Below are 24,000 nucleotides of genomic sequence, written 5' to 3'. Positions count from 1 at the left end.
CCTAATAACAACCAAGTCAGACAAAAAACTCAATCAAACACTAAATTAATTATGGGATTATTCAAGAATTTATTCAATACAAAAAAAACACAAGTTGATTCTAAAGACAATAACGAAATTGAGAACATAAAACTTTTTACAGATGAAAATGATTTCCTTGAAAAATTTGGCGCCATAGCATTAGATAAACAACGAAATCTTTTTAGTGTAATTGGAGAGAATTCCTGGAATGTGGACATGCAAAAACAGGAAATATATTTTGGAGATCTGACTTTTTCAATTAACGTTTTGGGTTCTTTTTCGCATTCATCTGAAACCTGGCTTTGGATTTGGGAAAATAAGGCTGGCGGTTATTCTGAAGCTATAATGGAAAAAGCGCTTTCATTAAAAAAATATGGCGAAGAAAATAATATCGATTTATTAAAAATTCCCCAGTTTGATGCTGTTGAAAATGATTTGCATTTAATTGGCATGATTGCTTCTGAATTATTTAATTCAAGTTGTTATTATCTTGCTAATTACGGACAAGGAACTATGGTTTTGACTATTGATTCTGAGAGGATTGATAAGTCTGAAAGTGAAGAACTAGCCCGAATTTTGACTGTTTTCCCTGAATTTATATCATCTTTCGATATAGTAAACCATAAAACAGCATTTGCTAATTATTTAGTTGCTAAAGGTTATTTAATAACTGAAAACAGAAACGAATTGACATCAGAAAAAAATGGTAATAAAATAACCGCTGTCTTTAATGAGAATAATCTTTTGACAAAATTAAATGGATATTAAAATAATAAAACCTGCAATATAAATGTCATACAAACTTTTTCTCGACGACATAAGAGATGTCAAAATGGTTTACAAAAACCTGACAGACGATGATTTTGTAATAGTACGGAATTTTCATGATTTTAAAAAAGTAATCATTGAAAATGGACTTCCGGAATTAATTAGTTTTGATAATGATTTAGGTTTAGATGAAAACGATATTATTGCCGAAGATGGCTATGCGGCCGCAAAATGGCTGGTTTATGAATCTGGAATTGATTTACAGCATTTAAAATTTAATGTACATTCGGCCAATCCGGTTGCAGCACAACAAATTCAGAGTTTATTGGACAATTATATCAAACATTTAAAAAGTTTAAACGAATAATCTTTAAACTTAAACCATAAAAATCACCAGATTATGAAGAAACTTGTATTAACTTCTTTGATTTTACTTTTTGCAAATTTAGCAATTGCACAAAAATTAATTTCGGGCGAATATGATTCAGGAATGAAACTTTCGTATGAGGCATCTTCGAATATTCTGACTGGTTATTTTGAAAGTTATACGGGTTTGGATGAACAAACCCAAAACCCTAAGTTTTCCTGTATTTTTTATATTGAAGGAAAAGTATCGGGAAAGAAATTCTCGATTAAAACGTATTATCCGGAAGATAAGAAAGACGATATTATTTCTGGTACCATTGAAATAATAAACAATAAAACCATAAAAATCAAACTTCCCGAGGAACATGGAGGTTGCTGGAATGTGCAGCATTTTGCCGATAAACCTGAGGAATTCACTTTAGATAAAAAAACAAATTGGAAACAAATTAGATATATCGATAAACCAAAATCTTTCTTTTATAAAGATCAGTCAAACACTAATAAAACAAAAATATATTTAGTAAAAGGAGATGTTGTTTGTATTGAGAAAATAGAAACCGACAAAGTATTTTGTACTTATTTCGGAAAAAAAACAACAAAAGGATGGATCAATATTAGTGATTTGAATAAGCTATAATATAATTCGTCAGTACTTAGAAGTCTAAGTAATCGCTGTGCGAAGTCTCCCGACTTCGTATCCATTTCTATATTCCTTTCTTTTTTTGATTCTCTTTGTAGATTATTGGAGCGGTTACAAAGTCGGGAGACTTCGCACAGCAATCAGCAAATTTTAAAACGAACACTTTATAGAGCTGTTTTTTTTACCGAAAAGTTCTCTAAGTTTTTTTATTTATTTTGAATGCTTTTCGTAAACATTATGCCCTAGAAGCTTTACATATAGAACTTTGTCAAAATTTAGGCTTAAGTCTAATAAAATTTAATTGATTATGGATTTCCGTAATATTACCTTACCAATAGTCTTTATCTTTATTTAAAATTAAACAACTAAAACATGAATATTAAACATTCAGAAATAACGATTGATCCTGAAAATCCTTTTGAAAATTGTAAGTTGGATCGAAAAAAATATTCACAAGTTTTAACTGGTCTTATTAATTCATATTCTGAAGGCTTTGTTCTTGCCATAAATAATAAATGGGGTACTGGAAAAACTACATTTATAAAAATGTGGAAGCAAGACTTAATAAATAATGGATATAAAACTGTTTATTTCAATGCGTGGGAAAATGATTTTGAAAACAATCCACTTGTAGCAATTATGGGTGAATTAAAAATATTAACTAAAAAATCAGCAGACCCTGAATTTAAAAGTATTTTAAAAAAAGCATCAATCTTATCCAAACATTTAGTTCCGATTGTTGCCCAATCTATTGTCGATAGATATATTGATACCAAGGAAATAAAAGATGCTATCGTAGATCTCTCAAAAGGTGCCTCTGATTTATTTGAAAATGATGTCAATGAATATTCTGCCAAAAAGAAAGGTATTAAAGAATTTAGAACAGGTTTATCGCATTTCATTGCTAATAACAATGATGGAAAACCATTAATATTTATCATTGATGAATTAGATCGATGTAGACCAAATTATGCAGTTTCAATTTTAGAACAAATAAAACATTTCTTTTCTATTCCTGATATAATATTTGTACTATCCATTGATAAAGAACAACTTGGAAACGCAATTTGTGGCGTTTATGGAAGTGATAAGATTGATTCAAACGAATACTTAAGACGCTTTATAGACATCGAATATTCTATTCCAGAACCAGAAAATAATGTTTTTCATAAATACTTATATTCGTATTTTGGATTTGATGATTTTTTAGAAAAAAACTCAAGAAAACAATATAGAGAATTAGCCTCCGATAAAAGATCTTTTTTAGAAATTTCTAATATTTTATTTTCAAATAACTCCATCACACTTCGCCAACAAGAAAAAATATTTTCTCATTCTCGTTTGGCAATGAGGTCATTTGGCGATAACATGTATTTGGTTCCAGAAATTTTTCTTTTTCTCATATACACTAAAGTAATTAATGAGAATTATTACAATAAAATTAAATCTAAAACCTTATCGATTCCCGAACTACAAGAAGAATTTTATAAAATAATAAAAAATAAAATAAATGAAGATACACAAAGATTACTAATGTGGCTTGAAGCATATCTAGTATTATTTTACACTAATTATATTCATCAAGATTATAGAAGAAATAAAATATTCGAGCGTGATGCTACATTAAACAAAAATAAATTACTAGTTCATTCAATAATAAATAAATCTGCTGATGATGAATTTCTAAGTGTTTTTGAAAATATTGATAACTCAAGAAATTCTGGAAATTTAGATATTAGCCATTTTACAAATAGAATAGATTTAACAGAATCGATAATAAACTAACACTTCTGAAAGCCCGCAACGAAAGAAAATATAAAAAATAAATAAAGTTTATGCCTTACTTTGCGGGTACGGATTGCAAATCCGCGCTATCGTAGTTCTCTTTGTAGATTATTGGAGCGGGTACGAAGTCGGGAGACTTCGCACAGCAATCAGCAAAATGAACATTTGGGAGAGCTCGTCAAAAACTTGAAATAAAGATTATTCTTAAAGTGTAGCTTTCGCATGAGGGATAGAAGCAAGCTACCGAAGTAGCGCGGATAGCCCGACAGCAATTAAGAAAAGGCCTAATGAACGCAAAGTTGATTAGGCCTTTTTTTAATTGGTGGCATGCCCACATCAATGTCAAAATTAAATTTCAAAATTCAATGTCAATTTTCACATTGCAATTGACATTGATTTTTGATATTTTAATTGTTATTGTAATTGATTTTCTTCTTCAAAAAGTAATTTGATGTTTTCGTAAGAGTTTTTTAGGGCATCTTTGATTTGTTCCGGGTTTAGCCAAGCTACTTTTTCGATGCCTTCGTTTTCCTGACCAACGGGAGTTCCTTCAAAATCAGATTGCATTTCGAACCAATGTGTGATTTTGAGTTTGTATTTTCCGTTGCGTTTGAAAACATGATAGGTTTTTTCGAGTTTATTTGTGATTCGGAGCTCACCTACGCCTGTTTCTTCTTCGACTTCACGCATGGCGGTGTCTTCAATTTCTTCCCCTTTTTCAATTCCGCCTTTTGGTAAATCCCATTTTCCGTTTCTGAAAATGAATAAAACTTCACCTTTTTTGTTGTAAACTAATCCTCCGCCGGCTTTATTTACGGGAATTTTAGCTTTTAAGGTCTTCATGATTTCCTTTTCGTCAGGATAATACAAATAAGCCTTTTGAATTTTATTTTGAAACATTTTCACTATAAGATGCTCAATATCAATACTCTCTAACAAGAACAATTGAAAATCGGTCTCTTTTGAGATTTCATTTGTCAAAAAAAGTGGTTTGTCGTTCACAAAAACTTTATACATTTGTACTATGATTTTTAATAAAGATACTGCCGAAAAAACAGCCGAATTACTTTTGCAAATAAATGCAATTAAATTGAATCCAGAAAATCCTTTTACATGGGCTTCTGGATGGAAATCTCCTATTTATTGTGATAATAGGTTAATTCTTTCATTTCCGGCTATAAGAAATTACGTTCGCGACGAGTTTGCGAAGAATATTGAGAAACAATTTGGGAAACCAGATGTAATTGCCGGGGTTGCCACCGGAGCTATTGGAATTGGAATACTTGTTGCTGAAAGCCTTGGATTGCCGTTCGTATATGTGCGCCCGGAAGCGAAAAAACACGGAAGACAAAATCAGGTTGAAGGATTTTTGCAAAAAGGCCAGAACGTGGTTGTCGTTGAAGATTTAATTAGTACCGGAAACAGCAGTTTAATGGCTGTAGAAGCCTTACGCAACGAAGGCGCTAACATTAAAGGTATGGCGGCAATTTTTACCTACGGTTTTGGTGTTGCCGAAGAGAACTTCAAAAACGCAAATATCGATTTGTTTACGTTGAGCAATTACGAAAATTTATTAGACTTAGCGGTTCAAAAACAATACATTACCGAAGATCAACAGTCGACTTTACAGGAATGGAGCGAAGAACCATCGACGTGGATGCAGGAGGAGGAATAATTTTAGATTTTAGATAAGAGAAGCAAGATGCAAGATTTTGGAATTTAAAAAATTGGAATTTATTTTAATTTTAGCTTTGCGAACTTTTATTCATAAAGATTTACAATCAAAATCAAAAAAGAACCTTGCGCTCTTTGCGGTTAAATAATTTTAGATTTCAAATTGTAGATTTTAGATTTACTTTTGATTTAACAAAAAATAAAAAAATAAAATATGAACTTAGAAAGTCCAAAGGTTACTGTTCAGAAATCAGCTCAGGATTTATTTGATTTATTGACTGATGTAAAGAATTTCGAAAAATTAATGCCGGATAATATTGCTAAATTTGAAGTAATTGGCGAAGATGCTTTTATTTTTGGACTGAAAGGTATGCCGGAAATAAAACTAAAAATGAAGGAAAAAGTAGCGCCAAACAAAATTGTTTTGGGTGCTGCAAGTGATAAACTTCCGTTTACTTTGGTTTCGAATATCGAAAGTGTTTCTGATGCTTCAAGCGCTGTTCAATTGCAATTTGAAGGAGAATTTAACCCAATGATGGCCATGATGATTAAAGGACCAATTAGCAAATTCATTGAAACTTTGGCAAACAATATGACCAAATTATAATTGTGAATTGTAAATTATAAATTTTTAGAAAGCCTGATCTTAAAAGATTGGGCTTTTTTTTATGCTACAAAGGCGCTAAGACACAAAGTTTAATTTCTTGGCTTCTTTTCGAAATTCTTTAAAAAACTTTGCGTCTTAGCCCCTTCGTGGCAAAACTTCCTCAATAAAGCATTTGAACTTCCTTTATATCGAATTCTGAAACAGAATCATCTTCTAATAAAATTTGAATTTTTCCGATGGAAGAAACGCCCTGAATAATTCCCATGAAGTTTTGCCCGGCTCCATTTTTAAACGGCATTGGAATTCCTTTTTTAAATAAAGTATTGAAATATTGTTTCCAAAAATCGGTTGAATTGGTTTCCCATAATCCTATTTTCTCCTGTATTTTCTCGATGATTAAAGCGGGAAGAATATCTTTATCAAATGTGTTTCCTGTAATTACTGCCAATGAAGACGCATGTGGCAATTCGGTGAAGTTGGTTTGATTTACATTTAAGCCTAATCCAACTACTGACACGATTCTGCCATCACTTTTGAGGGTATTTTCAATAAGTATGCCACCAATTTTTTTATTGTATGACATTATGTCGTTAGGCCATTTTATACATAAATTAGGAATATCAAAAGATTTTAAAGTTTCGATTACGGCTAATGAAACTACAATGCTCAGATTAAAAACCTGTTCATTATTATATAGAAAATCCTTTACCAAGGCACTCATAATTAAGTTTTTACCTGATTCAGACTGCCATTTCGAACCCATCTGCCCCTTGCCTTTTGTCTGATTTTCAGCCGTTACGACGGTAAAATTATCAAGCTCGTCCTGACTTGCTAAAGCTTTTAAGAAATCGTTTGTAGAATCTATGGCATCGAGTTTGATTAGTTTCATTAAAATAATTTATTTATACTTAATTTAATATTTTGTTAAGGTTCAAAATTAATCACAAAAATTGGTAACTTTACAAAATCATATAAAATAATTCATGGCGAAAAAGACTATTAATAATGATGTTCTATTGGCGAACATAATCAAAGGAATTGAAGAAGTAAAGGGAAATGATATCGATATTCTTGACTTAAGAGAGATAGACACGGCTGTTTGTGACTATTTTGTTATCTGCAACGGTAACTCTAACACTCAGGTTAACGCCATTGTGAATTCAATTCAAAAAACAGTATCAAAAGACTTAAAAGATAAACCGTGGCACGTAGAAGGAACCGATAACGCGGAATGGGTTCTTATGGATTATGTGCACATCGTCGTACATGTTTTCCAGAAACACATTCGTGAATATTACAATATCGAAAGCCTTTGGGGTGACGCCAAAATAACTACAATCGAAAACAAATACTAAAGAAAATTTCTTCTAATGGCTAAAGATAATAATCCAAATCCGAATAAATTTAAAATAAGTCCCTGGTTAATATATACTGCAATACTTCTAGTTTTTTTATTTATAAGTTTTGCAACCGGTGGATCTAACTTAAGCGAACCTGCTCAATTAACTTCTTCTAAATTCAATGTATTATTAGAAAAAGGACAAATTGAAAAAGTGATCGTTTATAATAAAGCTGAAGCTGAAGTATACTTAAATGCTGCAGCTCTTAAAGACGCTGCCAATAAAAAAGTAGCTAAAGATATTTTTGACAGACCCAATAAAGGTCCGCATTATACTTTAGAAATTGGTAACGACCAAATTTTTCAAACTAAATTAGAAAAAGCGGTTGGCGAAGGCAAACTGAAAGATTTTAATTTCCTTCAAAAAAATAACTGGAGCGATATTTTAATCAGCTTACTTCCTATCATCATCATTATTGGTGTATGGATTTTCATTATGCGTAAAATGTCAGGCGGCGCTGGTGGCGGTGGCGGACAAATTTTCAATATTGGAAAATCAAAAGCGAAACTGTTTGACGAAAAAACTGATATCAAAACTACATTTAAAGATGTAGCTGGTTTAGAAGGTGCAAAAGAGGAAATACAAGAGATTGTAGAATTCCTTAAAAACCCTGAAAAATATACAAATCTTGGAGGTAAAATTCCGAAAGGGGCCTTACTTGTAGGACCTCCGGGAACTGGTAAAACCTTACTTGCAAAAGCGGTTGCCGGTGAAGCTCAGGTTCCATTCTTCTCATTATCAGGTTCTGATTTTGTTGAAATGTTCGTAGGTGTTGGTGCTTCACGTGTTCGTGATTTGTTTAAACAAGCTAAAGAAAAATCTCCTGCTATTATTTTCATCGACGAGATTGATGCTGTTGGTAGAGCAAGAGGAAAAAGTAATATGTCTGGCGGAAACGACGAGAGAGAAAATACTTTGAACCAGTTATTAACAGAAATGGATGGTTTTGGTACAAACTCAAACGTAATTGTTTTGGCTGCGACAAACAGAGCTGATGTTCTTGATAAAGCTTTAATGCGTGCCGGTCGTTTTGACAGACAAATTTTTGTTGACTTACCGGACATTCGCGAAAGAGCTGAAATCTTTAAAGTGCACTTAGCTCCTATCAAAAAAGTTGAAGGTCTTGATTTAGATTTCTTAGCGAAACAAACTCCGGGATTCTCTGGTGCTGATATTGCAAATGTTTGTAACGAAGCTGCCTTGATTGCTGCCCGTAACAACAAAGCTGCAGTAGATAGACAAGATTTTCTAGATGCTGTTGACAGAATCATTGGAGGTCTTGAAAAGAAAAACAAAATTATTACCCCAGAAGAGAAAAGAGCAATCGCAATTCATGAAGCTGGTCACGCAACTGTAAGCTGGATGTTAGAGCATGCTGCACCGCTTATTAAAGTAACTATTGTACCTCGTGGACAAAGTTTAGGAGCTGCATGGTACTTACCTGAAGAGAGACAAATCGTGAGAACAGATCAAATGTTGGACGAAATGTGTGCTACTATGGGTGGAAGAGCTGCTGAAAAGGTAACTTTTGACAGAATTTCTACGGGAGCATTAAGTGATTTAGAAAAAGTAACGCGTCAGGCTCGTGCAATGGTAACAATTTATGGTTTGAATGATAAAATCGGAAATGTTACTTATTATGATTCAAGCGGACAAAGTGAATATAATTTTTCTAAACCATATTCTGATGAAACTGCGAAAGTTATTGACAAAGAAATTTCAGAATTAATTGAAGGTCAATACCAAAGAGCAATTCAAATTTTACAGGAAAACAAAGACAAGTTAAATCAATTGGCTGACATCTTAATAGAAAAAGAAGTTATCTTTAAAGATGACTTAGAAACGATTTTCGGAAAACGTACTTTTGACAAAAACTTGGAAGAAGTAGTTTCGTAAATTATTCAGGAAATATACATTATTTATTAAAATCTTAATTCAAAATAGCCTTTTGAATTAAGATTTTTTTATCTTTGAACGTTTTCAATTAACATGTAAAGTATTTCATATAAAAATGAATTTTTTCAAAAAAATATTTGGTTCCAGCGACGCCGCTTCTGATGAAGAAAACGAAAGTGAATATGCAGGCTCTCCAGTTCAGGATAGTCATTTGTCTATAGATGAAAGATTCATTTTTAATTTCAAGAAAAATGGCGGTAAATTTTTGTATTGTGAAAACAAACAGGAAGTAGCTGAACAGTTTGAAAATATCCTTGAAGAAAATGATTGGTTTGAAAAAGAAGTTTTATGTTATGAACCTGCCTTATTTAGCTTATTAGAAGAAAATAAATTATCATATCTTTCTCCTTCAAATCCAAAATTTTTATTTGCAACCTGCGAAAATTTAATTGCTGACGAAGGATCAATTTTATTTTCATCAAAACAAATCAAACAAAATAAACCAAACGAACTACCTCCAAACATTGTAATTGTAGCCACAACTAGCCAGATGCTGCCAATGAAAAGCGATGGACTAAGCGCTATTAAACGCAAATACGAAAGAGACTATCCTACCAATATCACCACCATAAAATATTTCGAAAAAGCAAAAGAAGAAGATTTTACACAATACGGAAGTGTTGCCAAAAATTTGTATTTATTGCTTTTAGAGGACCTTTAAGATGAATGAAACACTCAAGAGAACCATTTCTGGTGCTGTTTATATCGCTTTACTTTTAACTTCAATTCTGTTTTCTACAGAGAGCTTTATCATTCTTTTTGGTATATTTCTGATCATAGCAACTTATGAATTTTGTAATTTAGTAAAAATCAACAAGTATTTTGCTATACTATTTGTTTCGCTTTTTTATTCCATTGTATCTTTAATCAGTTTTTATAGAACTGAAACTGAAGGTTACATCAGTAAAATTTTAAAAGAAAGCACCCTTCTTACCGTTAATACAGATAAATTATTCACTGTATTACTCATTATTACATTAATTATTTCCATAAAATGTATCGTGTTTCTGTTTGATGACACTCAGGTCATAAATAAAGTATCAAAATACATTTATTTAGTTGGATACATCATGTTACCATTTCTTTTTATAGTCAAAATTTCTTTTGGAATTGCAGCTTATAATCCAAAAATCATAATTGGCTTATTTATCTTAATCTGGACCAATGACACTTTTGCTTATTTGGTTGGTAAGTCTATTGGAAAACATAAATTATTCGAACGTATTTCTCCTAAAAAAACCATTGAAGGTTTCTTTGGAGGAGTTGTTTTTGCAGCTTTTGCAGGTTTTTTAATTTCTAAATTTTATATTCAGCCTACTCCTGAGTTTAGCAATAAATCTATTTTAATTTGGATGATAATTGCCCTCATTGTTAGTGTTTTTGGAACTATAGGAGATTTGATTGAATCAAAATTTAAGAGAATTGCAGGCGTAAAAGACAGCGGTTCGATAATGCCGGGACACGGAGGTGTTTTAGATCGATTAGATAGTGTTATATTTGTAGCACCAGTTATATATTTATTTTACCAAATTTTATATTATGTTTCATAAAGAGGGAGGCCCATCCATTTTATTAGGTACTGTTTTTGCAGTTGCTGTGCTTTTAATTGCTGACAAATTCATTGATATTACCTGGCTAAGAATGCTGGTACAAATTGCCGGCGTTGTAGTTTTGATTATCATTTTGCAATTTTTTAGAAATCCTAAAAGAATCGCAATCAGAAACAGCGATCACATTCTTGCTCCGGTAGACGGGAAAGTTGTGGTAATTGAAGAAGTTTACGAAGGAGAATTTTTTAAAGACAAACGTTTACAGGTTTCTATCTTTATGTCGCCTATAAATGTGCACGTTACGCGTTATGCTATGGACGGTATTATTAAATTTAGCAAATACCATCCGGGAAAATTTTTAGTAGCATGGCATCCAAAAGCAAGCGAAGAAAATGAAAGAACAACGGTTGTAATTGAAAATGAAACTTTTGGACAAATATTATACAGACAAATTGCAGGTGCTTTGGCGCGTAGAATTGTAAACTACGCTCAGGAAGGAATGCAGGTTGTTCAGGGTACTGATGCCGGATTTATTAAATTTGGTTCTAGAGTAGATTTATTTTTACCTTTAGGTACAGAAATTAATGTAGAGTTGAACCAAAAAGCAATTGGAGGCAAAACTATTATCGCTACAAAAGCATAAATGACTCAAAAAGATTTAGATACTCGCTTTTTAGAGGCTGTAGAAACTGCTTTAAAAATGACTCAGGCCTCGCTGCCGCAAGATGTGCAGCTAAGGCTTTATGCGTATTACAAACAGGCAACTTTTGGAACCGCAGTATATAATCAATCTGAAAATTTTGATTTGCGCGATGCGTTCAAAACAAATGCATGGATGCAAATTAGTCATATTTCGATTGATGAAGCAAAAGAAAATTATATTGCAATAATTAATTCTCTAACATCAAAATAATTTCTATCATGAAGAAAATCATCACCTGTTTGACAATTTCGGCTTCATTTTTAATATTATTTTCTTGTAACGACAATAATAAGCTAACTGAAGTTGTTGAAGTACCTTTGCCAACAAAGGAGGAAAAAATAACAATTGGTTCTCCAGACGAAGTAAAAGCAGAGCCTGGTTCTTTTGGACTGCTCAAATTACCTTTTTCTTACGATGCACTGGCTCCCGAAATTCGTTCTCTTACTTTAGAAACGCATTATTCGAAACATTATGTATCGTACACAAATAATCTGAATAAAGAGATTGTGTCTACGGAGTTTGAAAATATGCCAATTGAGGATATTTTAAAAAAGTTAGATCTTAATAATGCTAAGCTTCGTCAAAATGCAGGTGGGTATTACAACCACACGATGTACTTTAATCTTTTAACACCTAAGGAACAAACGCCACAAGATACTTTAGCAGGATCTATTAATAAGGAATTTGGTTCTTTTAATAATCTTACTAATCAGTTTAAAGGTCAGGCTACAAAACAATTTGGTTCTGGCTGGGTTTGGCTGGTAGTTGATAAACTAGGCAAACTTCAGGTAACTACTACCGAAAATCAAGACAATCCGTTGATGCGAAATGCTTTGGTTCCGGGAACTCCAATTTTAGGGATTGACTTATGGGAACATGCTTACTATCTTGACTATCAAAATAGAAAAGGAAGTTATATTGATGCTTTTTACAAACATATCAATTGGGAAAAAGTAAACGAAAACTACATAGAAGCCTTAAAAAAGGTTCGAAAAGTATAAAAGAAAAAAGCTGATACAAATTTAAGTATCAGCTTTTTTTTATGCATTAAAAGTTCTCGACTCCGCACGCCCGAACTGAAAAATCTATTTTAACTCATAAATAAATGATTCTGAAGGACTAATTTTAACTCTTGCAATTCCTTCTCCATTTGTTACTTCTAACTGAATAGAACTCTTTTGATATAATTGATCTGTTAGCTGATATTTTCCATCTTTTAAACTCCATTTTAAAATAATATCTGCTGGAATCTTCAAATCAAATTCGCTTGTTTTTTCAGATGAAAAATTTGTAACTATTATTAGTTTTTGATTTTGTGACCAGCGAACATAAGAATAAATCAATTCATCATAACCCGCATTATTCTGGCGATTTACAGATTGAATTTCCTGAAAACTCCCCATTAAAGCAGAGCTGTTAATCGAAAAATTCAATAATCGCTTGTAAAAATCACGTAAGTTTTTTTCTGATTCAGAAAGTTTTCCTCCATCAAATTTTCCTTCATTCATCCAGCGTTGATGATTTGGAACTCCGATATAATCAAAAATTGAAGTCCGGGAACGCGTACCGAAACCTGCATTTTCATTTCCGGCCTCTCCTACTTCCTGACCGAAATAAATCATTGTTGGTGATGTGCTGATTGTCGTAGAAACCAGCATTAAAGGTTTTCCTCTTTCGAGTGTTCCTGCAAATTCGGGACTTGCCAAACGCTGTTCATCATGATTATCCAAAAAATGCAACATATGATGCTCAATATCCGACATTCCTTTTTGAATATCCGACAATCCATCCGGCGACGATTTTCCTCTAATTATATCTTTTAGTTTGTCATAAGTCTCTACTTTATCATACAAATAATCCATTTTCCCTAAACGAATATAATTACGATATTCATTGGGATTATAAACTTCTGCCAATAAAAAAGCATCAGGATTCTTCATTTTGATAGCCGAATTCATATAACTCCAAAATTCATACGGGACCATTTCGGCCATATCATAACGAAATCCATCAACTCCTTTTGCTGTCCAATACAAAGCGATAGATTTGAATTTTTTCCAGGAATCCGGAACGTCTTTTTCCTGCCAAAAAGCAAAATGTTCCTGATATGACTTTTGATCAAACCCCGAAGGAAGTTCAGGAAAATCTTTTGAGCCATCCGGACGAATTCCGTAATTTACTTTCACGGTTTCGTACCAATCATTTTGATCCGGTTTTACCTTTCGAGATCCGTTTCCTGTCCATTTAGCAGGATTTTCATCAAAGAAACCGTCAACCATTGGATTTTTTTCTCCGTTTAAAGGAATATCTCCATCCGGGATTTCAAAATGATTTTTCGGTATATAATAAAAATTATTATCGCGACTATATTCTACATTTATATTATCATCGGCACCAAAATCTTTAACTCCTTCGGGATTCTTTTTCCCTTCGTATTTTCGGGCAATGTGATTGGGAACAATGTCTATTATTACTTTTAAACCTGCTTTGTGTGTTCGATCTATTAAAGCCTCAAATTCCTGCAATCTATTTGCCGGATTTACGGCCAAATCAGGATTTACATTATAATAATCTTTTACCGCATATGGCGATCCGGCGCGGCCTTTTACTACTTCGGGATCGTCATTTGAAATTCCGTAAGCTGTATAATCCCCAACCAAAGCATGATGCGGAACTCCGGTATACCAAATATAAGTAACGCCCAAATCTTTGATTTCATGAAGCGCTTTATCTGTAAAATCATTAAACTTTCCTACTCCATTTTCTTCAATTGTTCCCCAAGGTTTGTTGGTTGTATTTTTATTTCCAAATAAACGTGTAAAAACCTGATATACTACAATTTTCTTATTTGTAGTATTTTCTTCATTTGCTGTATTCATTCTCAAATCGTTTGTTTTACATGCCGAAAATAGCATTGTTGCAGCCATTCCAGCAACCAAAATTCTTTTATTTATCATAATCGTTTTATAACTTTCTAATTTGAATAAAAAGACGCATTCAAAAAATAGAAACCATTTTTTAAATTTAGACTAATTTTTAAAATTCAAAAGAAACTAATTTTAATTTATAATCATAAAACCAAACTACAACGAAATAGTTTTAAGTTTTGTTGGTAACTTAAGGAAGGTTCAAAGTGGCAGAGGTTCAAAGGGACAAAGGTTTTTCTTGCTCTTCTTTGGGTTAGACTCACTGCTGTGCGTCTCTACGCTATATATTGTCTATAAATTTGATTCTGTTAGAAGATACTACTTTGCACCTTTGCCACTATGAACCTCTGAACCTGATAAAAAATATAAATTAATCCTAATATCCTCAAAGGTTGTAACCTTTTTCATAAATTTGACAAAAATTTAATCAATTGAAGAAATTACTCTTTTTCATATCTTATTGTTTGCTGTTTTTAAGTGTTCAAAGCATTTTTGCGCAGGCACCTAAAAAAATTATTGTCGAAAATGCTGATTATTCCGATGTAAATCAGGAATTAATGCCAGATGCACTTTTACTAACCGGAAATGTAAAAGTAAATCATGATGGTGTTGTGCTAACTTGCAATAAAGCTTATTTTTTTCAAAAAGAAAACTACCTAAAAGCCTTTGGTAATGTACAATTGGTACAGGGAGATACTTTATTTCTTAATAGTAAATACGCCGAATATAACGGAAATTTTAAAAAAGCTTTCGCCACAGGAGATGCCGTTATGAGTTCTCCGGATGCAACTTTGCAAACGGATACCATTAATTTTGACCGAAATGTTCAGGAAGTTTTTTATAACTCAAAAGGAACAATTGTAAATAAAGATAATACTTTGGTAAGTAAATCAGGTCGTTATTATGTTGCTCAAAAGAAGTTTCAGTTTTTAACCGAAGTGACAATTACGAATCCAAAATACGTTATAAAATCAAATCATTTAGATTATTATAGCAATTCAGGCCATAGTTATTTACTTGGCCCCTCGACGATTACAAGTAAAGCCAATTATATTTATACCGAAAAAGGATTTTACGATACGAAGAAAAACATAGCCCATTTTGTTCGAAACTCTTATATAAAATATGATGACAGGCGCATAGAAGGCGATAGTTTATTTTATAATCGAAATACCGAATTTGCTTCGGCAACACGAAATGTAAAAATCACGGATTCTATTAATAAAGGAGTTGTAAAAGGCCATTATGCAGAATTATACAAGCTAAAGGACTCTATGTTTGTAACAAAAAGAGCCGTTGCGATCAACCTGGTTGAAAATGATTCTGTTTACATTCACGGAACTAAATTGATGGTTACAGGAAAAGAAGGCGAACGCATTTTGAGAGCTTATAATAATGTTCGTTTTTACAAAACTGATATGAGCGGAAAATGTGATTCGATTCATTCTAATTCTAAAACGGCTTTGACAAAACTAATCGGAAATCCGATTTTATGGAATGGCGAAAATCAAATTACCGGAGATATTATGCATTTAATTGGTGATAATAACACCAAAAAACTGGATTCACTAAAAGTTCTCAATAATACATTTCTGGTCTCGCGGGACACGCTCAGTACCGGTTTTAACCAAGTAAAAGGACTTAATTTATTTGGAAAATTCAAAGAAGGAAAACTGCATGATGTTGACGTCATCAAAAATACCGAAGTCATTTATTATATGAGAAATGACGCGAATGAACTCATCGGAATTAATAAAAATGTAAGCAGTAAAATCAATCTTATTTTAGAGAATAATGCGGTTGAAACCATTACGTTTTTCAATAAAGTAGATGGTGATATTTATCCCGAAGCTGATTTACCCGAAAATGCCCGTAAATTAAGAGGTTTGGTCTGGCGCGGAGATGAGAGGATAAAATCGAAAGATGATATTTTTACAGCCGAAGAAAATGAAATGAATGAGAAATTAATTCAGGAAGGAAAAGACGAAAACGCAAAAGAAAATGTCCCGATGAAAGTCAGGAAAGAAACACTTGATTACGGTAAAAAGAAACCTGCTGTAAAAACAAATACAGCTAAAGCGGATACGACAAAAACTGCCAAAGCTAAGAAGTAGTTTTTTAGTCACAGTTTTCAGTTTTCTATCCAAAACTAAAAAACTTAGAATCTTAGTAGCTTAGCAACTTAGAACCTCAAAAAAATGAACCCAGATTTTATAAAATACCAGGCACAAACTTCTCCTTATCCGTTAGGAATGGAAGTTTCACATGCCATTGGCTCTTATATTTACGATACTAACGATAAAAAATATTTAGATTTTGTTGCCGGCGTTTCTGCCTGTACATTAGGGCATCAGCATCCGAGGGTAAATCAGGCTATAAAAGATCAGTTAGACAAATATTCGCATGTAATGGTTTACGGCGAATATTCACAAAGTCCAGCTGTTCAGTATTGTAAGTTGCTGGCTTCACTCCTGCCGGAATCTTTAAATAAAACATATTTGGTAAATTCAGGTACAGAAGCGATTGAAGGTGCGCTTAAACTGGCCAAAAGAACAACAGGTCGTAGTCAGCTTATTTCATGTCATAATGCATATCACGGCAACACAATGGGTTCTATGAGTGTTATGGGATTTGAAGAACGCAAACAAGCCTTTCGACCATTGCTTCCTGACGTTGATTTTATTACCTTTAACAACGAAGAAGATTTACAAAAAATAACAACCAGAACCGCAGCAATTTTGCTTGAAACAATTCAGGGCGGTGCCGGGTTTATTCAGCCTCACGATAACTTTTTACAGAAAGTCCGTAAACGTTGTGATGAAGTTGGCGCCATGATGATTGTCGATGAAATCCAGCCGGGTTTCGGCAGAACGGGAAAACTATTTGGTTTTCAAAATTACGATGTTGTTCCGGATATTGTCGTTATGGGTAAAGGTATGGGTGGCGGAATGCCTGTAGGAGCTTTTACAGCTTCAGCAGAAAAAATGGACCTTTTGACAGAAAATCCTAAATTAGGGCATATAACCACCTTTGGGGGTCATCCTGTCATTGCGTCAGCTTGTTTGGCTACTTTGCAGGAATTAACTGAAACTAATTTAATGCAGGAAGCATTAGAGAAGGAAAAACTGTTCAGATCGCTTTTGGTACATCCTTTGATAAAGGAAGTTAGAGGAAAAGGATTAATGCTTGCCGCAATGACCGAAACAGCCGAAATAACCAATGAAGTTATTTTAAGCTGTCAGGACAAAGGTCTTATTTTATTCTGGTTACTATTTGAAGGTTGCGCTATACGAATAACGCCTCCGTTAACCATTTCTGAAGAAGAAATAAAAGAAGGCTGCGCCATAATTTTAGAAGTTATGGATCAAATCATTAAAAGACAACAAAAAGCTTAATTAAAGCTTTACATTAAAAAGAAGAATAATAACGAATAATCTTTTACATTTCAGAAGATTATGATTAAAAACAGAATGTAAATTCTGTCCATATTGTTAATTAAATTGTTCAAAACAATTAATTTCTATTCCGCACAACAATAATATGGTTGCCTAAATTTATAACAGGCTAATTTCAAATAAAACAAAGTATGCAATTAAGCAACGAAGAAGAAGATTATAACCTATCCCTATCCAAATTTGAGTCGATGTTAAAAACTAACAAAGTGCTCTTTTTTGATTCTGAAGAATTTGAAGAAATCATTCTTCATTATTTAGATATAGGTAAGGCTAATTTAGCAAAAAAGGCCTTAAAACTTGCATTAGACCAACACCCAAAATCTACAGGCTTAAAATTAGTACAAGTAGAAATGCTGGTGTATGACGACAAACTTGAGATCGCTGAAAAGCTTTTAAATGAGTTGTATGCAATCGAACCAAACAACGAGGAAATTTACATTCAGAAAGCCAATATCTGTTCTAAAAGAGATCAACACGAAAAAGCTGTAGAATTGCTTAAAATTGCCTTGCAATATACTGACGATTACGCTGACGTGTATAACCTGATTGGAATGGAATATCTTTTCATGGATAACCTTGAGATGGCAAAAGACAGTTTCATCAAATGTCTTGAAGAAGATTTAGAAGATCAATCTGCCTTATATAATGTAGTTTACTGTTTTGAATTTTTAGATCAAAATCAGGAAGCTATTCTTTATCTTAACGACTATATCAACAAAAATCCATATAGCGAAATCGCCTGGCATCAACTTGGACGTTTGCATTATGGGGTAAAAGAATACGAAAACGCCATTCGTGCTTTTGACTATGCAACTCTTATTGACGATGAGTTTTTAGGGGCTTTTATGGAAAAAGCAAAAGCTTACGAGCGTCTTAAAAAATACAACGAAGCAATTGAAAGCTACAACCGCACAATCGAATTGGACGATGCGACTTCGTATGCTTTATTGAGAATTGGTAAATGTTACGAAAAACTTGGAAATTCTGTAAAAGCGCTTCAATATTACAATCAAACTGTTCATGAAGATCCGCTTTTGGATAAAGGCTGGATTGCTATTACCGATTTTCATGTTCGCCAGAAAAACTTTCAAAAAGCATTATTTTTTGTGAATAAGGCATTAGCTATCGACAATCAAAATCGTTTGTATTGGAAACGTTACGCAACGATTAATAAACAAATGAACTTTTTTGAAGAAGCAGAATTTGGATACAGAAAAGCGGTAGAATTTGGTGATTATGCATTAGACACCTGGTTATTCTGGGTTGATATTTTACAATTTTTAGGAGAATTTGAAAGTGCAATTCAAACCTTATTGCAGGCTACAGAATATTTTCCTGAAGAAAACGAAATAGAATATCGTTTAGCCGGATTGTACTTTATGATTCAGGACAACACAAAAGCAAAATTCCATTTAAGCAACGGGTTACGTTTAAACTTTGATAATTATATTTTAATTGAAGATTTATTTCCGGTTGTCTGGGCAAAAAAAATGGTTAGAAATTATATTGAGAAACATAGAAAACAATAATGGTTGATATTTTAAAAAGACGTTTTGGCTTATTAGGGCGTAATATTAGTTACTCATTTTCAAAAGGATATTTTACTGAAAAGTTTAATGATGAAGTTTTTTTAGGCAATAGCTATGAAAATTTTGATATTTCTGAAATCAATCATTTCAGCGGATTAATCAAAAACAATCCTGATTTAAATGGTTTAAATGTAACAATTCCGTACAAAGAACAAGTTATTCCGTTTTTAGATAAATTATCAAAAAAAGCAGCCTTAATTGGGGCTGTTAACACCATTAAATTCACCAAAAAAGGAAAATTAAAAGGCTACAATACAGATTATTATGGTTTTAAAAAGTCTTTAAAGCCCTTATTAGAACCACATCATAAAAAAGCGCTTATTCTGGGTACAGGAGGCGCATCAAAAGGTGTTGCCTTTGCTCTTGACGAACTTAATATTCCTTATACTTTTGTTTCCAGAGAGGCAAAAGAAAATATTATTGATTACGATTTGATAAATGCAACTACATTTGATAATTTTCAAATCATAATCAACTGTACTCCAGTAGGAACAAGTCCGAATATTGAAGCTTGTCCTAATCTTCCGTATGAGTTTTTTACAGATAAGCACATCGCTTACGATTTAATTTATAATCCTGCCGAAACGCAATTTTTAAAAAATGCTAAAGAAAAAGGAGCAATAATTAAAAACGGTTATGATATGCTTATTTTTCAGGCTGAAAAAGCATGGAAAATATGGAATAAATAAAAAACAGCAGAGGGTAAAATATTAAGGTAATTTTCGTACTTTTAGACTGCTCATTTATAAGTAGTTATGAAAAAATTCTACCTTTTTTTACTGCTATTTTTTTTAATTACTTTTTTCGCAAAAGCTCAGGATATTGAAGAAGCTGCCAAAAATGTATATACGGAGGCTCGCTATCATTATTATCTAAAAACCATTTTATTATTTAATGAATATTTAGATACAGATTCCGGGTCATTTAATACGACCGAGCTTCGATTTTTACATCCTATCGCCAACAAAGCGTGGAATTTAAGATTAGATCTTCCTTTAATTTCAACCAACTCAAGTTCTGATAATAAAACCGGAATTGGTGATATTGGTGCCGGAATTAGTTATATTCCTTATTTAGAACATCAAAATGGCGGAATTGCGTTTCGCGCCAGGGTCATTTCTAATTCTGCAACTGATCCCGCTCGCGGATCCGGAAAATGGGTTTTCGCTCCCGCAGTTTTCTATGGAAAATATTTAAAGAAAGATAAAATACTATGGATTTCTTCTTTAGAAAACCAGCTTAGTTTTGCAGGTTCTGACAATAGAGACGACATAAATACGACTTCATTTGAAAATTATTTCATGTTTATAATGGGGAAAAACTGGATTGCCGCAGATGCTGCGTTTAGATATAACGCTACAAACAAGGGATTCCCAAACAATGCTTTTTTAGAATTTGGCAGAAAAATAACAGCAAACGATATGGCGTATATTCATCCAAGTATGGGTTTTGGAAGTCATAAGTCTTATAATTTTGGTATCGAAGTCGGAATGTTAATTCTATTTTAAGCTTTAATTAAAATAAGAACTTCTTTACTAAAATATTATTTTATAATTGTTTTTCTTAAAACGATATTGTTTTGAAATTTAAATTTACTTCAAAAATAAAGCGAAAAAACAAGTATCATAATCTTAAATCACTCCAATAAATAAGAATTTCACCGCAAAATAGCAGATAAACAAACGATTTATTTTGTATTTAGAAACACCTTTACTATCTTTCGCAATGTTTAAATCAATATACTTATACATTTAAAATGTTAGAAGAAAAGAATGATAACCTGCAAGAGGCAGACGGAAAAGTTGGAATCGAAATTAGTGATTCTATAGAAAATGATGCAATTGAAACATCAGACACAGTGACAGCACCCGAAAATGAAATAGAAAGTGCTGATGAAACTGAGGAAGCAAATCATCAAACAGCATTAGACGCTATTACAAATTCGAATGCCGAAGAGAGTGAAGATGAGACGCTAAAAGAGCGTCATGATATTCCTATGCAGGATTATGACACTTTTTCAATGGATGCGCTTGTTGATGAATTGAAAAAACTTGTCAATACAGACAAAGTAATGTCTGTAAAAGATCATATTGAAGAAATTAAAAAATCATTCTTATTACAATACAACCATCTTATAGAAGAGAAAAAAGAAGAATTTAATGCTTCTAAAGAGGATCCGAATGAAGAATTTGAATATCATTCTCCTTTAAAATCTAAATTTGACGAATATTACAACATCTTTAGAGAAAAAAGAAATGTTCATTTTAAACATTTACAAACTAATTTAAAAACAAATTTAGAGAATCGACTTGCTATTGTTGAAGAACTAAAAGAACTTATAAATCCGCAGGAAAACATCAAAGACACGCTTAAACATTTTAATGATTTAAGAGAAAGATGGAAAAATGCAGGATCAATTCCGAAAGATAAATACAATCACGTTTGGAATAATTATCACTTTCATGTAGAAAATTTCTATGATTATCTGCATTTAGATCGTGAAGCTAGAGATCTGGATTTTAAATATAACTTAGATCAAAAGCAAAAAATTATTGCACGTGTTGAAGAACTGGTTAATGAAACTGATATCAGCAAAGCTTTCCGTGAATTACAGGATTTACACAGAATCTGGAAAGAAGATATCGGGCCGGTTTCTAAAGAACACCGTGATGTGATTTGGAATAAATTTAGTGAGTTAACTAAAAAAATTCATGATAAAAGAGAACTTTTATTTGAAAGCCAAAGAGCAAACGAGCAGCAAAACCTTGAGGTTAAAAAGGAAATTATTGCAAAAATAGAAGTTCTGGGTACCGAAAAAGTAAACTCGCATTCGCAATGGCTATTACAAATACAAAAAGTTGAGGCACTTAGAAATGAGTTTTTTGCAGCTGGTAAAGTACCTTCAGAAGTAAATGAAGAAACATGGGCCGCGTTTAAAACTGCTGTTAGAAACTTTAATTCATTTAAAAATTCGTTTTACAAAGACATTAAAAAAGACCAAAACGATAATTTAAATAAAAAAATGGCTTTGGTTGCTAAAGCCAAAGAATTACAGGAAAGTACAGATTTTGCTGCCACTACTCCAATAATGAAGCAAATTCAGGAAGAATGGAAGCAAATTGGCCATGTACCTAAAAAATATTCTGATAAAATCTGGAAAGAATTTAAAGACGCCTGCAATCATTATTTTGATAAATTAAAAGAGCATAAATCTGAAGAAAACGGTGATGAAGTTGCCGCTTTCGATAATAAAAAAGCTTATTTAGATATTTTGAGAGCTTACCAGTTAACTGGTGATCACAAAACAGATTTAGATGCAATAAAACAACATATTGAAACCTGGAAAGGCTTTGGAAAAGTTCCTTTTTCAAGACGTCATATCGAAGGTAAATTCAACAAAATTCTGGATGCTCTTTTCGAAAAATTAAGTTTGAGCAAGAAAGAAACAGAAATGATGCGTTTCTCAAACAGAATTGATTCATTATCTGAAAGTAACGATACCAGAAAATTAGATAACGAAAAGATTTTCTTAATGCGTAAAATTGAAGAAGTACAAAACGAAATATTCCAATTAGAGAATAACATTCAGTTTTTTACAAATACTAAAAACGCTAAAAAAGAGAATTCAATTGTTCTTGAAGTTCGTAAAAACATTGCTATTCACAAGGAAAGCCTTGACGTTTGGAAAGACAAACTGAAACAATTACGAAATTTAGGTCAGGAATAAGATGAATTATTAGATTGAGTAATAATTAAATTGTCAGGTTGAGCGGCAATTGCCAGGTTGAGCGGAGTCGAAACCCACGCAACATTAAGTTCAAATCCTAAAATATAGAAGCTGCATTGAAAATTTTCATTGCAGCTTTTTTTTATCGTGTTTCAAACCTAACACATCATAAAGTTTTTTTTAATATCTTCCAATAGTAACGAGCTTCGACTCCGCTCAGCCTGATAAACGTTGAAACTTTAAACCTGAAACAAAATAAGCTTAAACAACCCCAAACTTAACATTCTAATTAAATTCCATAAAACTATTCTGTAAAATATTGATTATATTTGAGTATCAAAAGATTATAAACCTTAATACAATATCACATGAAATTTACAAGAAAAGCAAACGCAAACTGGCAAGGAACAGGTATGGAAGGAACTGGAAAAATTAGTACTCAAAGTACAACCCTGGATAACGCTCAATTATCATTTAAAACCAGATTTGCAGATGGCGTTGGAACAAATCCTGAAGAACTTGTTGCTGCAGCTCATTCGGGTTGTTTTACAATGCAATTAAGTTTTTTACTAAATGAGGGAGGTTTTACTGCAGATGATTTATCTACAGAAGCGACTGTAACTTTTGAAGATGGTACAATTACTTTAATTCATTTAGACTTAAAAGGAAAAGTTCCTTCTATTTCTGCAGAAGAATTCGAGAAAACAGCAGCAAAAGCAAAAGAAATTTGTCCGATATCTAAATTATTGAATACTACAATTACTTTATCTGCTACTTTAGTAAGTTAATTTAAAAAGTATAAGGCATAAAAAAAACCATTCGTTTCAACGAA

At 32.5% G+C, this 24,000-nt stretch carries 23 protein-coding genes; 20 read left to right on the top strand and 3 right to left on the bottom strand.

The features are described from left to right. Positions 1 to 51 precede the first annotated feature (51 nt). The 4 genes from RT99_RS08340 to RT99_RS08325 all read left to right on the top strand — a co-directional run bounded on the left by RT99_RS08340 (position 52) and on the right by RT99_RS08325 (position 3,580). A complete protein-coding gene (locus RT99_RS08340) occupies positions 52 to 789 on the top strand; it encodes a DUF6882 domain-containing protein (protein ID WP_042564275.1) in 738 nt (245 codons plus the stop codon). A gap of 22 nt (positions 790 to 811) precedes the next feature. Then, positions 812 to 1,156, top strand: a complete 345-nt coding sequence (locus RT99_RS08335) for a cyclic-phosphate processing receiver domain-containing protein (protein WP_042564274.1) — start codon at positions 812 to 814, stop codon at positions 1,154 to 1,156. 33 nt (positions 1,157 to 1,189) lie between these two features. Further along, positions 1,190 to 1,792 carry a hypothetical protein gene (locus RT99_RS08330; RefSeq protein ID WP_042564273.1) on the top strand — a complete coding sequence of 201 codons (603 nt, stop codon included), beginning with the start codon at positions 1,190 to 1,192 and terminating at the stop codon, positions 1,790 to 1,792. 375 nt (positions 1,793 to 2,167) lie between these two features. Next, positions 2,168 to 3,580: a P-loop NTPase fold protein gene (locus tag RT99_RS08325; protein WP_042564272.1), complete on the top strand. Its 1,413-nt coding sequence runs from the start codon at positions 2,168 to 2,170 to the stop codon at positions 3,578 to 3,580. A gap of 414 nt (positions 3,581 to 3,994) precedes the next feature. On the opposite strand, the gene RT99_RS08320 is transcribed toward RT99_RS08325, so the two are convergent. After that, the gene (locus RT99_RS08320; RefSeq protein WP_042564271.1) at positions 3,995 to 4,597 is read right to left on the bottom strand and encodes an NUDIX hydrolase; all 603 of its coding nucleotides are present in this window, start codon (positions 4,595 to 4,597) and stop codon (positions 3,995 to 3,997) included. Positions 4,598 to 4,604: 7 nt separating this feature from the next. On the opposite strand from RT99_RS08320, the gene pyrE reads away from it, so the two are divergent. Together pyrE and RT99_RS08310 are read left to right on the top strand one after the other, a co-directional pair. Then, positions 4,605 to 5,255 carry an orotate phosphoribosyltransferase gene (pyrE, locus tag RT99_RS08315; protein WP_042564270.1) on the top strand — a complete coding sequence of 217 codons (651 nt, stop codon included), beginning with the start codon at positions 4,605 to 4,607 and terminating at the stop codon, positions 5,253 to 5,255. Between the two features lie 213 nt (positions 5,256 to 5,468). Beyond that, positions 5,469 to 5,861: an orotate phosphoribosyltransferase gene (locus RT99_RS08310; protein ID WP_042564269.1), complete on the top strand. Its 393-nt coding sequence runs from the start codon at positions 5,469 to 5,471 to the stop codon at positions 5,859 to 5,861. Positions 5,862 to 6,021: 160 nt separating this feature from the next. Here RT99_RS08310 and RT99_RS08305 read toward each other — a convergent pair whose 3' ends face one another. After that, positions 6,022 to 6,750: a biotin--[acetyl-CoA-carboxylase] ligase gene (locus tag RT99_RS08305; protein WP_042564268.1), complete on the bottom strand. Its 729-nt coding sequence runs from the start codon at positions 6,748 to 6,750 to the stop codon at positions 6,022 to 6,024. A 94-nt stretch (positions 6,751 to 6,844) separates the two neighbouring features. Here RT99_RS08305 and rsfS point away from each other — a divergent pair, with 94 nt between their 5' ends. The 7 genes from rsfS (at position 6,845) to RT99_RS08270 (ending at position 12,471) form a co-directional block, all read left to right on the top strand. Continuing rightward, on the top strand, positions 6,845 to 7,216 hold the full coding sequence (gene rsfS / locus RT99_RS08300) for a ribosome silencing factor (RefSeq protein WP_042564267.1): 372 nt from the start codon (positions 6,845 to 6,847) through the stop codon (positions 7,214 to 7,216). Positions 7,217 to 7,231: 15 nt separating this feature from the next. Then, a complete protein-coding gene (gene ftsH / locus RT99_RS08295) occupies positions 7,232 to 9,157 on the top strand; it encodes an ATP-dependent zinc metalloprotease FtsH (RefSeq protein ID WP_042564266.1) in 1,926 nt (641 codons plus the stop codon). Between the two features lie 115 nt (positions 9,158 to 9,272). Next, positions 9,273 to 9,878: a lactate utilization protein B/C gene (locus tag RT99_RS08290; protein ID WP_042564265.1), complete on the top strand. Its 606-nt coding sequence runs from the start codon at positions 9,273 to 9,275 to the stop codon at positions 9,876 to 9,878. A 1-nt stretch (position 9,879) separates the two neighbouring features. Further along, positions 9,880 to 10,767, top strand: coding sequence for a phosphatidate cytidylyltransferase (locus RT99_RS08285; protein ID WP_042564264.1), 888 nt, complete (start codon positions 9,880 to 9,882; stop codon positions 10,765 to 10,767). Beyond that, positions 10,757 to 11,410, top strand: a complete 654-nt coding sequence (locus RT99_RS08280; RefSeq protein ID WP_042564263.1) for a phosphatidylserine decarboxylase family protein — start codon at positions 10,757 to 10,759, stop codon at positions 11,408 to 11,410. Before RT99_RS08285 ends, RT99_RS08280 begins: the two co-directional genes overlap by 11 nt. Further along, the gene (locus RT99_RS08275; RefSeq protein ID WP_042564262.1) at positions 11,411 to 11,680 is read left to right on the top strand and encodes an acyl-CoA-binding protein; all 270 of its coding nucleotides are present in this window, start codon (positions 11,411 to 11,413) and stop codon (positions 11,678 to 11,680) included. 8 nt (positions 11,681 to 11,688) lie between these two features. After that, positions 11,689 to 12,471 (top strand): superoxide dismutase, encoded by a 783-nt coding sequence (locus RT99_RS08270; protein WP_042564261.1) that lies wholly within the window; start codon positions 11,689 to 11,691, stop codon positions 12,469 to 12,471. A gap of 84 nt (positions 12,472 to 12,555) precedes the next feature. On the opposite strand, the gene RT99_RS08265 is transcribed toward RT99_RS08270, so the two are convergent. Next, positions 12,556 to 14,427, bottom strand: coding sequence for an alpha-amylase family glycosyl hydrolase (locus RT99_RS08265; RefSeq protein ID WP_042564260.1), 1,872 nt, complete (start codon positions 14,425 to 14,427; stop codon positions 12,556 to 12,558). 401 nt (positions 14,428 to 14,828) lie between these two features. Between RT99_RS08265 and RT99_RS08260 the strand changes: the two genes are divergently transcribed. The 7 genes from RT99_RS08260 (at position 14,829) to RT99_RS08230 (ending at position 23,956) form a co-directional block, all read left to right on the top strand. Beyond that, on the top strand, positions 14,829 to 16,511 hold the full coding sequence (locus RT99_RS08260) for an OstA-like protein (RefSeq protein ID WP_242607179.1): 1,683 nt from the start codon (positions 14,829 to 14,831) through the stop codon (positions 16,509 to 16,511). 84 nt (positions 16,512 to 16,595) lie between these two features. Beyond that, positions 16,596 to 17,792 (top strand): aspartate aminotransferase family protein, encoded by a 1,197-nt coding sequence (locus RT99_RS08255; RefSeq protein ID WP_042564258.1) that lies wholly within the window; start codon positions 16,596 to 16,598, stop codon positions 17,790 to 17,792. 191 nt (positions 17,793 to 17,983) lie between these two features. Then, complete coding sequence (locus RT99_RS08250; protein WP_042564257.1) at positions 17,984 to 19,381, top strand: tetratricopeptide repeat protein; 1,398 nt, start codon at positions 17,984 to 17,986, stop codon at positions 19,379 to 19,381. Then, on the top strand, positions 19,381 to 20,130 hold the full coding sequence (locus RT99_RS08245) for a shikimate dehydrogenase (protein ID WP_042564256.1): 750 nt from the start codon (positions 19,381 to 19,383) through the stop codon (positions 20,128 to 20,130). Before RT99_RS08250 ends, RT99_RS08245 begins: the two co-directional genes overlap by 1 nt. A 66-nt stretch (positions 20,131 to 20,196) precedes the next feature. Next, positions 20,197 to 20,949, top strand: a complete 753-nt coding sequence (locus RT99_RS08240) for a hypothetical protein (RefSeq protein ID WP_042564255.1) — start codon at positions 20,197 to 20,199, stop codon at positions 20,947 to 20,949. 248 nt (positions 20,950 to 21,197) lie between these two features. Further along, a complete protein-coding gene (locus RT99_RS08235) occupies positions 21,198 to 23,168 on the top strand; it encodes a DUF349 domain-containing protein (RefSeq protein WP_042564254.1) in 1,971 nt (656 codons plus the stop codon). Positions 23,169 to 23,536: 368 nt separating this feature from the next. After that, complete coding sequence (locus RT99_RS08230) at positions 23,537 to 23,956, top strand: OsmC family protein (RefSeq protein ID WP_042564253.1); 420 nt, start codon at positions 23,537 to 23,539, stop codon at positions 23,954 to 23,956. The last annotated feature ends 44 nt before the right edge of the window (positions 23,957 to 24,000 follow it).

The organism is Flavobacterium sp. MEB061 (genome assembly GCF_000834715.1).
GTDB classification, from domain to species: Bacteria; Bacteroidota; Bacteroidia; order Flavobacteriales; family Flavobacteriaceae; genus Flavobacterium; species Flavobacterium pectinovorum.
This window is presented reverse-complemented; position numbering and strand designations above follow the sequence as displayed.

Excerpts from the sequence above, each read along its gene's own strand:
- RT99_RS08270 (WP_042564261.1), top strand. The coding sequence starts at position 11,689 with ATGAAGAAAATCATCACCTGTTTGACAATTTCGGCTTCATTTTTAATA.
- RT99_RS08340 (WP_042564275.1), top strand. The coding sequence starts at position 52 with ATGGGATTATTCAAGAATTTATTCAATACAAAAAAAACACAAGTTGAT.
- RT99_RS08230 (WP_042564253.1), top strand. The coding sequence starts at position 23,537 with ATGAAATTTACAAGAAAAGCAAACGCAAACTGGCAAGGAACAGGTATG.
- pyrE (WP_042564270.1), top strand. The coding sequence starts at position 4,605 with ATGATTTTTAATAAAGATACTGCCGAAAAAACAGCCGAATTACTTTTG.
- RT99_RS08265 (WP_042564260.1), bottom strand. The coding sequence starts at position 14,427 with ATGATAAATAAAAGAATTTTGGTTGCTGGAATGGCTGCAACAATGCTA.
- RT99_RS08305 (WP_042564268.1), bottom strand. The coding sequence starts at position 6,750 with ATGAAACTAATCAAACTCGATGCCATAGATTCTACAAACGATTTCTTA.
- RT99_RS08335 (WP_042564274.1), top strand. The coding sequence starts at position 812 with ATGTCATACAAACTTTTTCTCGACGACATAAGAGATGTCAAAATGGTT.
- RT99_RS08325 (WP_042564272.1), top strand. The coding sequence starts at position 2,168 with ATGAATATTAAACATTCAGAAATAACGATTGATCCTGAAAATCCTTTT.
- RT99_RS08285 (WP_042564264.1), top strand. The coding sequence starts at position 9,880 with ATGAATGAAACACTCAAGAGAACCATTTCTGGTGCTGTTTATATCGCT.
- RT99_RS08245 (WP_042564256.1), top strand. The coding sequence starts at position 19,381 with ATGGTTGATATTTTAAAAAGACGTTTTGGCTTATTAGGGCGTAATATT.
- RT99_RS08290 (WP_042564265.1), top strand. The coding sequence starts at position 9,273 with ATGAATTTTTTCAAAAAAATATTTGGTTCCAGCGACGCCGCTTCTGAT.
- RT99_RS08235 (WP_042564254.1), top strand. The coding sequence starts at position 21,198 with ATGTTAGAAGAAAAGAATGATAACCTGCAAGAGGCAGACGGAAAAGTT.
- RT99_RS08320 (WP_042564271.1), bottom strand. The coding sequence starts at position 4,597 with ATGTATAAAGTTTTTGTGAACGACAAACCACTTTTTTTGACAAATGAA.
- rsfS (WP_042564267.1), top strand. The coding sequence starts at position 6,845 with ATGGCGAAAAAGACTATTAATAATGATGTTCTATTGGCGAACATAATC.
- RT99_RS08275 (WP_042564262.1), top strand. The coding sequence starts at position 11,411 with ATGACTCAAAAAGATTTAGATACTCGCTTTTTAGAGGCTGTAGAAACT.
- ftsH (WP_042564266.1), top strand. The coding sequence starts at position 7,232 with ATGGCTAAAGATAATAATCCAAATCCGAATAAATTTAAAATAAGTCCC.
- RT99_RS08280 (WP_042564263.1), top strand. The coding sequence starts at position 10,757 with ATGTTTCATAAAGAGGGAGGCCCATCCATTTTATTAGGTACTGTTTTT.
- RT99_RS08310 (WP_042564269.1), top strand. The coding sequence starts at position 5,469 with ATGAACTTAGAAAGTCCAAAGGTTACTGTTCAGAAATCAGCTCAGGAT.
- RT99_RS08240 (WP_042564255.1), top strand. The coding sequence starts at position 20,197 with ATGAAAAAATTCTACCTTTTTTTACTGCTATTTTTTTTAATTACTTTT.
- RT99_RS08330 (WP_042564273.1), top strand. The coding sequence starts at position 1,190 with ATGAAGAAACTTGTATTAACTTCTTTGATTTTACTTTTTGCAAATTTA.
- RT99_RS08250 (WP_042564257.1), top strand. The coding sequence starts at position 17,984 with ATGCAATTAAGCAACGAAGAAGAAGATTATAACCTATCCCTATCCAAA.
- RT99_RS08255 (WP_042564258.1), top strand. The coding sequence starts at position 16,596 with ATGAACCCAGATTTTATAAAATACCAGGCACAAACTTCTCCTTATCCG.